This window comes from Curtobacterium flaccumfaciens, from assembly GCF_013359815.1.
GTDB lineage: Bacteria > Actinomycetota > Actinomycetes > Actinomycetales > Microbacteriaceae > Curtobacterium > Curtobacterium flaccumfaciens.
On sequence record NZ_JABMCF010000040.1, the window covers coordinates 239,943 to 252,618 of the forward strand.

Below are 12,676 nucleotides of genomic sequence, written 5' to 3' on the forward strand. Positions count from 1 at the left end.
CGAACCGGCTCTGGTGTGATGGTTCGGGAACCGGGACGCTGTCGGCATGGACTCCTTCCCTGCCGGCCGCGGCTACCTGGCGGCGTGCACCGCGGGCCTGCCGACCCGCGGCACCCTCGCCGCCCAGCGCGCCGACCTCGACGCGTGGTCCCGTGCGGAGACCTCACCGGCCCGGTACGGGGCGCTGGTCGAGCAGGGGCGTGCGCTCTTCGCCGCGCTGGTCGGCGTCCCGGCGGAGCGCGTCGCGACGGGCTCGCAGACGTCGGTGATGGCCGCGGTCGTCGCTGACGCACTGCCGGACGGCGCCGAGGTGGTCGTCCCCGACGGCGACTTCAGCTCGGTCGTCTTCCCGTTCCTCGCCCAGGCACACCGCGGCGTCCGGGTCCGGAGCGTCCCGCTGGACCGGCTCGCCGCCTCGGTCGGGCCCGACACCGCCCTCGTCGCGTGGTCCGCGGTGCAGTCCGCCACCGGCGTGGTCACCGATCCTGACCCGGTCGTGGCCGCCGCTCGACGTGTCGGCGCCCTGACCCTCTGCGACCTCACGCAGGCCGCCGGCGTCCTGCCCGTCGACGCCGCCCCGTTCGACGTGACGCTCACGCACACCTACAAGTGGCTCTGCGCGCCGCGCGGCGTCGCCTTCATGACGCTCTCCGACACCGCCCTCGGTCGGCTCCGCCCGGTGCAGGCCGGTTGGTATGCCGGAGCGGACGTCTGGTCCTCCTGCTACGGCCCCGCCATGCACCTGGCCGACGACGCGCGTCGCTTCGACGTCTCGCCGGCCTGGCAGGCTTGGCCCGGTGCCGTGGCCGCGCTCGAGCACGCGGTCGCGCTCGACCAGCAGGCGGTCTGGAGGCACGCCACCGGTCTCGCGGATCGGCTGTGCGACGCACTCGGGTCGCCTCGGCAGGGCGACGGGCAGGCGATCGTGACGTTCGCGGACGCCGACGGGTCGGCCCTCCGGGCCCTCACTGCCTCGGGGCTCACCGCCTCGGGGCGTGCCGGGCGACTGCGCATCGCGTTCCACCTGTGGAACGACGAGTCCGACGTGACCGACGTCGTGGCCGCGCTGGGCGGGGTGGGGTCGGCCACGTCGGCGAGGTGAGCGTGGAGGGCGGACCCGGGGCGGGCCTCCCGGGCCAGGATCGCCGGTAGTCTTGCCCGGACCGTTTCCGCACCGAGCACCCAGCTCGGCGACCTCTGGAGCACCCTTTGGCACAGCCCTCCCGTCTCGACAGCGTCATCGCCCTGGCCAAGCGCCGCGGCTTCGTCTTCCAGTCGGGTGAGATCTACGGAGGCTCCCGCTCCGCATGGGACTACGGGCCCCTCGGCGTGGAGCTCAAGGAGAACATCAAGCGCCAGTGGTGGCAGCGGTTCGTCCGCGGTCGCGGGGACATGGTCGGCCTCGACTCCGCGGTGATCCTGCCCCGCAAGGTGTGGGAGGCCTCCGGCCACGTCGCGACCTTCACCGACCCGCTGGTGGAGTGCCTGCACTGCCACCACCGGTTCCGCGAGGACCACCTGATCGAGGCGTTCGTCGCCAAGAAGGGCCGCGACCCCGAAGGCCGCATGGCCGAGATCGCCTGCCCGAACTGCGGCACCCGCGGCGAGTGGACCGAGCCCCGCGAGTTCTCCGGGATGCTCAAGACCTACCTCGGCCCGGTCGAGTCCGAAGAGGGCCTGAACTTCCTGCGCCCCGAGACCGCGCAGGGCATCTTCGTCGACTTCGCGCAGGTCGTCACGACCAGCCGCATGAAGCCCCCGTTCGGCATCGGGCAGGTCGGCAAGGCGTTCCGCAACGAGATCACGCCCGGCAACTTCATCTTCCGCACGCGCGAGTTCGAGCAGATGGAGATCGAGTACTTCGTGCCGCCGGCCTCGGCCCAGGAGCACTACGAGCAGTGGATCGCCGACTCGGTCGCCTTCTACACCGACCTCGGCATCGACCCCGAGAACCTGCGTCGCTTCGACGTGCCGGACGGCGAGCGGGCGCACTACTCCGACGCCACCGCCGACATCGAGTACCGCTTCGGCTTCACCGGCTCGGAGTGGGGCGAGCTGATGGGCGTCGCGAACCGCACCGACTTCGACCTGAACAACCACATCGAGGCGTCGGGCCAGGACCTCCGGTTCTTCGACCAGGCCGCCAACGAGAAGTACGTGCCGTACGTCATCGAGCCGTCGTTCGGGCTGACCCGTGCACTCATGGCGTTCCTGCTCGACTCGTACCACGAGGACGAGGCCCCCAACGCGAAGGGCGGCGTCGACAAGCGCACCGTCCTGCGCCTCGACCCACGCCTGGCCCCGGTGAAGGCCGCCGTCCTGCCGCTGTCGCGCAACGAGCAGCTCTCGCCCGTCGCCCGCGGCCTGGCCGACGACCTGCGCAAGAACTGGAACGTGGACTTCGACGACGCCGGTGCCATCGGTCGTCGCTACCGTCGCCACGACGAGATCGGCACGCCGTTCTGCATCACGGTCGACTTCGACACGCTCGAGGACAAGGCCGTCACGGTGCGCGAGCGCGACACGATGAGCCAGGAGCGCGTCTCGCTCGACCAGCTGCAGGGGTACCTGGCGCAGCGGTTGCTCGGCGCGTAGGGGTTCCGCGGGCGTCGCGGCGCGTCGGAACCAGGTTCCGGACACAGCACCACGAAGATCCACGGTGCGGTGTCCGGAACCTGGTTCTGCGGGAATGCGCGCCGCACGAGCGCGTTGGGGTCAGCATGAACGACTCCGTGAAGGTCGATGTCTGGTCGGACATCGCCTGCCCCTGGTGCTACATCGGCAAGCGCAAGTTCGAGGCCGGCGTCGCCGCGTTCGGCGCCTCGAGCGAGGGCCGTCCCGTCGAGGTTGAGTACCACTCCTTCGAGCTGAGCCCGGACACCCCCGTCGACTTCGAGGGGACCGAGGCCGAGTTCCTCTCGGGCCACAAGGGCATGCCCGTCGACCAGGCGCAGCAGATGCTCGACCAGGTCACGGCCATCGCCGCGGGCGTCGGCCTCGAGTACGACTTCGAGGCGATGCACCACACCAACACCGTGAAGGCCCACCAGGTCATCCACCTCGCCAAGCAGCACGGCAAGCAGCTCGAGATGGTCGAGCGTCTGTTCACCGCCTACTTCGAGCGCGGCGAGCACGTCGGACAGGAGTCCTCGCTCGCCGACCTGGCGGCGGAGGTCGGTCTCGACCGCGACGAGGTCCTCAGCACCCTGCGCGACGACGCCCAGCTCGCTGCAGTCCGCGCCGACCAGGCACAGGCGCAGGCGTACGGGATCAACGGCGTGCCGTTCTTCGTCATCGACGGCAAGTACGGCGTCTCCGGCGCCCAGGACCCCACGGCGTTCGAGCAGGTGCTCCGCCAGGTGGTCGCGCTCCGCGAGACCACGCCGGAGGAGGTCGCCTCGGCGGCCGAGCGCGCTGCGGACGACGCGAGCGCGGACGTGGCGGTGACCCGATGACGGACATGACCATCAGCGACCAGGGCGCGGTGCGCCTCCGGGCCGTGACGTCGGTCCCGTCCGTGCCGGACGCGCTCACGGGGCTGCCGGGCGTCCGCGGCCTCTCCGCCGCTTCCGGCGTTTCCGGCGTTCCCGGCCTGGAGGCCCGTCCCGCGTTGCTGACGCTCGTCACGCCCGGCGGTGCGCCGGTCTGCGAGGGCGATGCGTGCCTGATCGACGCCGGCTCGTTCGCCGGGGCCGAGGGCGACTGGTCCGAGGTCCCGGACTGACGGCTGCGTCAGTCGCGCTGCGGTTCCTCGTCGGTGATGTCGGCGACGGTCGCGCCGTAGGCGGCGACGAGCGCGTCGGCGTCGACGAAGGCGCTCGCACCGTGCCGGCCCGCACCCAGGGCGACCCGGCGGCCGACGATGCGTTCGTCGGCGTACACCGGCAGGTCGCCCGTGGCGCCGATCGGCGTGATGGTGCCGCGCTCGTAGCCGGACGCTCCGAGCGCGGTGGCGGCGTCGGGCATCGAGAGCTTGTTGACGCCGACGACCGTGCGCAGTTTCTTCCAGGCGATGCTGCGACCGCCGGGCACCAGGGCGAGCAGGAACCCGCCGTCGTGGCGCTTCACCACCAGGGTCTTGACGATGTCGCCGGGCTCGATGCCGAGCAGTCCGGCGGCCTCGTGCAGGGAGTCCGCGGCCGGGCGCTCGACCACCTCGACCGGCAGGCCACGGGCCTGGGCGTCGGCGTCGAACCGGGTGCTGGCGTCGGTCGTCATGTGGAGAACGCTACCGGCGCGCACCGACGTGGGAAGATGGGACAGGTATGACGATCACACAAGCACCCGCCTCGCGAGTCGGCGGCCCCCTGCGCATCGGCCCGATCGAGGTCGACGTGCCGGTCGTGCTCGCGCCGATGGCCGGGATCACGAACATGGCGTACCGCCGGCTGTGCCGCGAGTACGGCGCCGGGCTCTACGTGTGCGAGATGATCACCTCGCGTGCGCTGGTCGAACGGACCCCCGTGTCGATGCAGCTCATCCAGCACCACGAGTCCGAGACCCCGCGGTCGATCCAGCTGTACGGCGTCGAGCCGAACACCGTGGCCGAGGCGGCGTCGATCCTGGTGGGCGAGGACCGTGCCGACCACATCGACCTGAACTTCGGGTGCCCGGTGCCCAAGGTCACCCGCAAGGGCGGCGGCGCGGCCCTGCCCTGGAAGCTCGACCTGTTCCGCGAGCTCGTCACCAAGACCGTGCGCGCCGCGGGCGACGTCCCCGTCACCGTGAAGATGCGCAAGGGCATCGACGAGGACCACCTGACCTACCTCGACGCCGCACGCATCGCGCGCGACGCCGGTGTCGCCGCGGTGTCGCTGCACGCCCGCACCGCGAACGAGCACTACTCCGGGCACGCCGACTGGTCCGCGATCGCCACGCTGAAGGAGACCGTCACCGACATCCCGATCCTCGGCAACGGCGACATCTGGTCGGCCGCGGACGCGCTCCGGATGATCGACGAGACCGGCGCCGACGGCGTGGTCGTCGGCCGTGGCTGCCTCGGCCGTCCGTGGCTGTTCGGTGACCTGGCCGCGGCGTTCCGCGGCGAGGGGCTGCGGTACATGCCGTCCCTGGGCGAGGTCGCCGACGGGTTCCGCCGGCACGCCGAGCTGCTCGTCGAGTTCTTCGGCGACGAGGAGCACGCCTGCCGCGACATCCGCAAGCACGTTGCCTGGTACTTCAAGGGGTACCCGATCGGCAGCGACGTCCGGGCCGGCCTGGCGATGGCGTCGAGCCTGCAGGAGATCGACGACTTCCTCGGCCAGCTCGACCACGACGCGCCCTACCCGGGTACCGACGCCGAGGGGCCGCGCGGTCGTGCCGGACACCCGAAGCGCACCGCCCTGCCCGACCGCTGGCTCGAGAGCCGCGACGTCGACTCCGAGTTCCGTAAGGTCCTGGCCGCCGCCGAGCTGCACCACAGCGGCGGATGAGCGCCACCGCCTCGTACGGCCCGGCGGACGCGGAGCGCTGGCTCCCCGAAGAGCACGGCAACCGCCGCTCGGACTTCGCCCGTGACCGCGCCCGACTGCTGCACTCCAGTGCGCTCCGGCGCCTGGCCGCCAAGACCCAGGTGCTCAGCCCGACAGCGGGGCTCGACTTCGCCCGCAACCGGCTGACGCACTCGCTCGAGGTCGCGCAGGTCGGCCGCGAGCTCGCCGACTCGCTCGGGCTCGACCCCGACGTGGTCGACACCGCGTGCCTGGCCCACGACATCGGGCACCCGCCGTTCGGGCACAACGGCGAGACCGCGGTGAACGCCTGGGCGACCGGCATCGGTGGCTTCGAGGGCAACGCGCAGACGCTCCGGTTGCTGACGCGGCTCGAGCCGAAGGTCTACGGCGTCCGGCCCGGCGCCGACGTCGACCGTCCGTTCGGACTCAACCTGACCCGTGCGTCGTTGGACGCGAGCTGCAAGTACCCGTGGCCCGCTGCGCAGGGGGTGTCGGAGTCGTCGTCCGGGCGCACCAAGTTCGGGTTCTACGACGACGACCACGACGCCTTCGAGTGGCTCCGAGCCGGCGCCCCGCGTCGCCAGCGGTGCATCGAGGCGCAGGTGATGGACCTCGCCGATGACATCGCGTACTCGGTGCACGACTTCGAGGACGCCGTCGTCGCCGGGTTCATCGACGTCGCGGCCCTGGGCGACCGCGTCGGTGAGAACGACATCGTGACCGCCATGCACGCCTGGGTCGGCGACGACCTGAGCCGCGACGAGCTGCTCGAGGCGTTCGACCGCCTGCGTGCGCTGCCGCTCTGGATGACCGCGTACGACGGCTCCCGCCGGGACGCCGCACGCCTGAAGAACCTGACGTCGCAGCTGATCGGACGCTTCGCGCGCACCGCCACGACGGCCACCCGCGAGTCCTACGCCTCGGGATCGCTCGTGCGGTTCGCGGCGTCGGTCGTCACCCCGCCCGAGATCATCGGCGAGATCGCCGTGCTGAAGGGCATCGTCGCGGCCTTCGTGATGACCCAGGGCGACCGTCAGCCCGTGTACGAGGACCAGCGCCGCGTGCTCACCGAACTGCTCGACGCGCTGGCGGCGACCGGTGCGTCCGACCTCGAGCCGGGCTTCGCCGCCGACTGGCACGCCGCGGGCGACGACGCCGGCCGACTGCGCGCCGTGGTCGACCAGGTCGCGAGCCTGACCGACCAGGGCGCGCTCGCGTGGCACCGACGTCTGGTGGTGGGTGACCGTGACCCGGTCCACATCGCCGTCTGACCGGTCCGCCGACGTCGGTCCCACGAACTAGGATCGAGGGGTGGCTGGCAGGATCGCGCGGAACGACATCGACGAGGTCCGCTCGCGTGTCAACATCGCCGACGTCGTGGGCGACTACGTCACGCTGAAGCACGCGGGCGTCGGGTCGATGAAGGGCCTGTGCCCCTTCCACGACGAGCGCTCCCCGTCGTTCCACGTCCGGCCCCAGGTCGGCCGCTACCACTGCTTCGGCTGCGGCGAGGACGGCGACGTCTTCAGCTTCATCATGGCGCAGGACCACACCACCTTCGCCGAGGCCGTCGAGCGCATGGCCGCGAAGATCGGCTTCACCCTGCACTACGAAGAGGGCGACGGGCCGCGCACCGACTACAACACCCGTGCCCGGCTGATCGCCGCGAACGAAGCCGCGCTCGAGTACTTCACCGGGCAGCTCACGACGGCCGCCGCCGACCCCGCCCGCCGGTTCCTGGGGGAGCGCGGGTTCGACCCCTCGGCCGCCCAGCACTTCGGCGTCGGGTTCGCGCCGAAGTCCTACGACATGCTCAAGGACCACCTGCGCGGGCGCGGCTTCACGATGGAGGAACTCGTTTCCGCCGGCCTCGTCAGCCAGGGTGACCGCTCGCCGTACGACCGGTTCCGCGGGCGCCTGATGTGGCCGATCCGCGACGTGACCGGGGCCACCATCGGCTTCGGGGCGCGCCGCCTGCTCGAGGACGACAAGGGCCCCAAGTACCTCAACACGCCCGAGACCCCGGTCTACCACAAGAGCCAGGTGCTCTACGGGCTCGACCTGGCCCGCCGCGACATCTCGAAGCAGAAGCAGGTCGTCATCGTCGAGGGCTACACCGACGTGATGGCGTGTCACGTCGCGGGCGTCACGACCGCGGTCGCCACCTGTGGCACGTCGTTCGGCGTCGACCACATCAAGGTGCTGCGCCCGATGCTCGGTGACCTGGCCGGAGCCGACCCGAACGCCAACGGCGAGGTCGTGTTCACGTTCGACCCCGACGAGGCCGGGCAGCGCGCAGCCTCGCGTGCCTTCGCGGAAGAACAGCGCTTCGCGGCGCAGACCTACGTCGCCGTGGCGCCCGGCGGGCTCGACCCGTGCGACCTCCGGCTCGCCCGCGGTGACGACGCCATCCGCCGCCTGGTAACGAACAAGCGCCCGATGTTCGAGTTCATGATCCGCCGCACGCTTGACGGCCACGATCTCGAGACCGTCGAGGGGCGCGTCGGTGCCCTGCGTGCGGCCGCGCCCGTGCTCGCCGGCATCCGCGACCGCTCGCTGACACAGGGCTACGTCCGCGAACTCGCCGGCTGGCTCGGCATGGAGATCCCCGAGGTCCGTCGGTCGGTCGAGACCGCCCGACGCCGTGCGGGCTCCGCCGGGCAGGATGACCGGTCCGCAGGCGCCGGGCGCGACGGCCGCAACGGGAACGGCACCGACGGGGCCGACACCCCCGACGAGCCCGTCGCCGGCATCCGCTCGCTGCCGAACGACCCGATCAGCCGCATGGAGCGCGACGCCGTGATGGCGATGGTGCAGCAGCCCACGTCCGTCGGCGCACCGATGCTCGGGCTCGCCGCGTCGGCCACGTTCTCGACGCCGATGCTCGCCGCGGTGCGGGACGCCGTGGTCGCCAACGTCGACGTCATCGGCGCGGGGGACTGGCTCGACCGGCTGCTCGCCGACGTGCCAGCGCCCCTCCGCACCCTGACGCACGAACTCGCCCTCGCACCCATCCCCGCGCGCAACGCGGAGGACCTGGCGGCCTACTGCCGGAGCATCGTCGTGGCCCTGGTCGAGCGCGACCTGCTCGCCCGCAAGGCCTCGTTGCTCGGGCAGCTGCAGCGCGCCGACCCGCACGAGCAGGCCGAGCGTCGCGCCGAGATCCAGCGGCAGCTCGTCGACATCGACGGGCAGCGGATGCGGTTGCGCGCCGACGCCGAGGCGTCCTAGCGCTCTTCGCGCGGTCGGTGCCGGGCGTGCGCGAGGTCGCCCCGGGCGCCCCGGTCGCACGACGCGCCGCGTGCGCTTCGCCGAGGTCGCGCGAACTGACGCCCGGTGGGGCTGCGAGCGGCAGTTGGTGCGACCTCGGCGAGGGTGAGTGGTCAGGACGTGCCGTCTGTCGGGCCTCGAGTGGTCGCAGGGCGTCGGTTGGCAGGGGTCCGGTCGACGGGACGTGACCGCTCGGGGTGGGGCGGGCGGGGAGTCGTGACCGGTCGGCGGGGGCGATGGGCGCAGCGGACGCGGGGCGGGCGGGGAGTCGTGACCGGTCGGCGGGGGCGATGGGCGCAGCGGACGCGGGGCGGGCCTCCCGGCGGGGGAGGCGAGGTCGCACGACGCGCCGCGTGCGCTTCGCCGAGGTCGCACGAACTGTCGTGCGGCAGGCCCGCGAGCGGCAGCTGGTGCGACCTGGGGGTCCGTGAGTGGTCAGGACGCGTCGCCTGTCGGGCGGCGAGTGGTCGCAGATCGTCGGTTGGCCGGGGTTCGGCCGACAGGACGTGACCGCGCGGGGTGAGGCGGGCGGTGAGTCGTGACCGGTCGGCGGTGCCGAGGGGGCGGGGCGGACGCGGGGCGGGCCTCCAGGCCAGGGGAGCGAGGTCGCACGACGCGCCGCATGCGTGCCGCCGAGGTTGCACGAACTGTCGCCGGGTGGGGCTGCGAGCGGCAGTTCGTGCGACCTCGGCGAGGGTGAGTGGTTGGGACGTGCCGCGTGAGAGGCGTCGAGTGGTCGCGGATCGTCGGCTGGCCGGGGTCCGGCCGACGGGACGTGACCGCGCAGGGTGGGGCGGGCGGTGCGTCGTGACCGATCGGCGGGGGCGAGGGGGCGGGGCGGACGCGGGGCGGGCCTCCTGGCCGGGCGGGCGTGATCGCACGAACCGTCGCTCGACAGGCGCTCTCGAGCGCCAGACCGCCCCGGTTGCACCACGCAACTTTCGTGCGTGACGCGCCGCTCGACTCCGGCGGAATCATGCATCACGCGGCGGGCCCATGCATTACAGCGGTGTAAACAAATCGCCCCCGGTTCGTTCTGTTCCGTGACAGGGTGATACCAATGAGCGTTCCTGGCCGGGCACACAGACGTTCCACCCTCCGGCTCAGGACTCTTGCAATCATGACCAGAGAGGCAGCGGACATGGCATCCGTGACCAAGTGGGGCAAGCGCGGCATCGCGCTCGGCGCCGGTGCAGCAGCGACGGCGCTGGTGCTGACCGGCTGCGCGAGCAGCAGCGTGAGTGACACCGAACTGAACGGCCTGAGCATCGGGACGACGGACAAGATCACGTCCCTCGACCCGGCCGGTTCCTACGACAACGGCTCCTTCGCCGTGCAGAACCAGGTGTTCCCGTTCCTGATGAACACGCCCGTGGGGAGCCCGGACGTCGAGCCGGACATCGCCACGAAGGCGGAGTTCACGAACCCGACCACCTACGAGGTCACCCTCAAGGACGGGCTCGAGTTCGCAAACGGCAACAAGCTCACGTCGAGCGACGTGAAGTTCTCGTTCGACCGCGAACTGAAGATCAACAACGAGAACGGTCCGCAGTCGCTGCTGGCCAACCTCAAGAGCATCGACACCCCGGACGACACCACCGTGGTGTTCAACCTCGACCACGCCGACCAGACCTGGCCGCAGGTGCTCTCGAGCCCCGCTGGCCCGATCGTCGACGAGGACGTCTTCAGCGCGACGAAGCTCACCAGTGCCGACGACATCGTCAAGGGCAAGGCGTTCGCCGGGCAGTACCAGATCAGCTCCTACAAGGAGAACGACACGATCCAGTACAAGACGAACCCGAAGTACGACGGCCTCCTCGGCAAGGCGAAGACCGACGAGGTCACCGCCAGCTACTACACCAAGGAGACCGACCTCAAGCTCGCCGTGCAGAAGGGCGACGTCGACGTGGCGTACCGCTCCCTGACGCCGACCGACATCTCGGACCTGCGCAAGGACGACTCCCTCAAGGTCACCGACGGCCCCGGCGGCGAGATCCGCTACGTGGTCTTCAACTTCAAGACGCAGCCGTTCGGCACCGGGCAGGACGACGCCGACGAGGCGAAGGCCCTGGCCGTGCGTCAGGCCGCTGCCGACGTGGTCGACCGTGCCCAGCTCGCGAAGGAGGTCTACAACGACACCTTCACCCCGCTGTACTCGATGGTCCCGGACGGCCTGACCGGCGCGGTCCAGCCGTTCAAGGAGATGTACGGCGACGGCGACGGCGGCGCGGACGTGTCCAAGGCGAAGAAGACGCTGTCGGACGCCGGCGTCACGGGCAAGGTGCAGCTCGACATCCAGTACGCGCCCGACCACTACGGTTCGGCCTCGGACGACGAGTACGCCCTGCTCAAGCAGCAGCTCGAGGACTCCGGTCTGTTCACCGTCAACATCCAGTCGACGGTCTACACGACCTACGCGCAGGAGCGCACCAAGGACGCCTACCCCGTGTACCAGCTCGGCTGGTTCCCGGACTTCTCCGACGCCGACAACTACCTGTCGCCGTTCTTCACCAAGGAGAACTTCGTCCAGAACCACTACGACGACCCGGAGATCCAGGACCTCATCGCGAAGGAGCAGGCCGAGTCCGACCCGGACAAGCGTGCTGACCTGATCGAGCAGGCCCAGGAGCGCGAGGCCACCCAGATCTCGACGCTGCCGCTGCTGCAGGGCAAGTCCGTCGCGGTCGCCGGCAAGGACGTCAAGGGCCTGACCCTCGACGCCTCGTTCAAGTTCCGGTACGCCACCCTGAGCAAGTAGCACCAAGCCCCACGTGCAGGCCGCGGGCGTTCCCACGAGGAACGCCCGCGTGCCTGTGCAACGGCGACGAAAGGCACACACCCCGTGACCCTCAGCACTCCCGAGGCGACGCAGGACGTGAACGGCACCGATCCCACCAAGCCACAGGCACAACGCAGTGCCAAGAACAGTGGTGGCGGACTCGGCCGGTACATCCTCGTCAGGTTCCTCCTCATCATCCCGACCGTCTTCATCCTGGTGACGCTCGTGTTCTTCCTGATGCGCGTCATCGGGAACCCGATCACCGCGTCGGTCGGCGGCCGACTCACGCCGAGCCAGCTGCAGGAACGCCTGCACGCCGCCGGGTACGACCGGCCGGTGCTCGTGCAGTACTTCGAGTACCTCGGCAACATCCTGCGCGGTGACTTCGGCACCTCGTCGACGGACAACCGTCCGATCACCGACATCATCGTCACGTACGGCGGTGCGACCGCGGAGCTCGTGTTCTACGCGCTCATCGTCGCGCTGGTGCTCGGCATCCCCCTCGGCATGCTCGCCGCGTACACGCGTGACAAGTGGCCGGACGTGCTGCTCCGCGCGCTGGCGATCCTGACCTACGCCACGCCGGTGTTCTTCGGCGGTCTGCTGCTCAAGCTCGTCTTCTCGGTGTGGCTCGGCTGGTTGCCCCTCGGCGACCGGGCCTCGACCCGGGTGTCCCTCATCCTCGATGGCATCCCCGGCGCGAGCGGCATCTACATCATCGACGCGCTCCGCACCGGCAACGCCCAGGTCATCGGCGACGTGCTGCAGCACGCCGTCCTGCCCGCGCTGACGCTCGGCCTGCTCACCGCCGGCATCTTCCTGCGCCTGGTGCGCGCGAACATGATCGGGTCGCTCGGCTCCGAGTACGTCGACGCCGCCCGGTCCCGCGGTGTGCGCGAGTCGCGGTTGGTGCGCACCCACGCGTTCCGTCCGGCCCTCGTGCCGATCATCACCGTGATGGGGCTGCAGATCGCGATGCTGCTGGGCGGCTCGGTGCTCACCGAGACGACCTTCGGGTGGCGCGGTCTGGGCTTCGAGCTCAACCAGTACCTGTCGGCCCGTGACTTCGTCGCGGTGCAGGGCATCGTCGCGATGCTGGCGGTGATCGTCGCGGTGACCAACTTCATCGTCGACGTCGTCGCCGCCCTGATCGACCCGAGAGTGAGGTTCTGAC

General features: G+C 70.9%; 10 protein-coding genes. 9 read left to right on the top strand and 1 reads right to left on the bottom strand.

Annotated elements, in window-relative coordinates:
* The first annotated feature begins 46 nt into the window (after window positions 1–46).
* The 4 genes from HP445_RS14850 to HP445_RS14865 all read left to right on the top strand — a co-directional run bounded on the left by HP445_RS14850 (window position 47) and on the right by HP445_RS14865 (window position 3,724).
* On the top strand, window positions 47–1,102 hold the full coding sequence (locus HP445_RS14850) for an aminotransferase class V-fold PLP-dependent enzyme (RefSeq protein ID WP_128779716.1): 1,056 nt from the start codon (window positions 47–49) through the stop codon (window positions 1,100–1,102).
* A gap of 107 nt (window positions 1,103–1,209) precedes the next feature.
* Window positions 1,210–2,595: a glycine--tRNA ligase gene (locus tag HP445_RS14855; RefSeq protein ID WP_071405363.1), complete on the top strand. Its 1,386-nt coding sequence runs from the start codon at window positions 1,210–1,212 to the stop codon at window positions 2,593–2,595.
* Between the two features lie 125 nt (window positions 2,596–2,720).
* A complete protein-coding gene (locus HP445_RS14860; protein ID WP_128779717.1) occupies window positions 2,721–3,455 on the top strand; it encodes a DsbA family oxidoreductase in 735 nt (244 codons plus the stop codon).
* Window positions 3,456–3,460: 5 nt separating this feature from the next.
* Entirely contained in the window at window positions 3,461–3,724 is a 264-nt protein-coding gene (locus tag HP445_RS14865; protein WP_128779718.1) for a hypothetical protein, read from the top strand.
* An 8-nt stretch (window positions 3,725–3,732) separates the two neighbouring features.
* On the opposite strand, the gene HP445_RS14870 is transcribed toward HP445_RS14865, so the two are convergent.
* Entirely contained in the window at window positions 3,733–4,218 is a 486-nt protein-coding gene (locus HP445_RS14870) for an aminoacyl-tRNA deacylase (RefSeq protein WP_128779719.1), read from the bottom strand.
* Window positions 4,219–4,265: 47 nt separating this feature from the next.
* Between HP445_RS14870 and dusB the strand changes: the two genes are divergently transcribed.
* The 5 genes from dusB (at window position 4,266) to HP445_RS14895 (ending at window position 12,675) form a co-directional block, all read left to right on the top strand.
* Window positions 4,266–5,432, top strand: a complete 1,167-nt coding sequence (gene dusB / locus HP445_RS14875) for a tRNA dihydrouridine synthase DusB (protein ID WP_128779720.1) — start codon at window positions 4,266–4,268, stop codon at window positions 5,430–5,432.
* Complete coding sequence (locus HP445_RS14880) at window positions 5,429–6,724, top strand: deoxyguanosinetriphosphate triphosphohydrolase (RefSeq protein WP_128779721.1); 1,296 nt, start codon at window positions 5,429–5,431, stop codon at window positions 6,722–6,724. Before dusB ends, HP445_RS14880 begins: the two co-directional genes overlap by 4 nt.
* Before the next feature lie 40 nt (window positions 6,725–6,764).
* Window positions 6,765–8,684, top strand: coding sequence for a DNA primase (gene dnaG / locus HP445_RS14885; RefSeq protein ID WP_128779722.1), 1,920 nt, complete (start codon window positions 6,765–6,767; stop codon window positions 8,682–8,684).
* A 1,180-nt stretch (window positions 8,685–9,864) separates the two neighbouring features.
* The gene (locus HP445_RS14890; RefSeq protein WP_111093200.1) at window positions 9,865–11,481 is read left to right on the top strand and encodes an ABC transporter substrate-binding protein; all 1,617 of its coding nucleotides are present in this window, start codon (window positions 9,865–9,867) and stop codon (window positions 11,479–11,481) included.
* Between the two features lie 84 nt (window positions 11,482–11,565).
* Window positions 11,566–12,675: an ABC transporter permease gene (locus HP445_RS14895; protein ID WP_372439454.1), complete on the top strand. Its 1,110-nt coding sequence runs from the start codon at window positions 11,566–11,568 to the stop codon at window positions 12,673–12,675.
* The last annotated feature ends 1 nt before the right edge of the window (window position 12,676 follow it).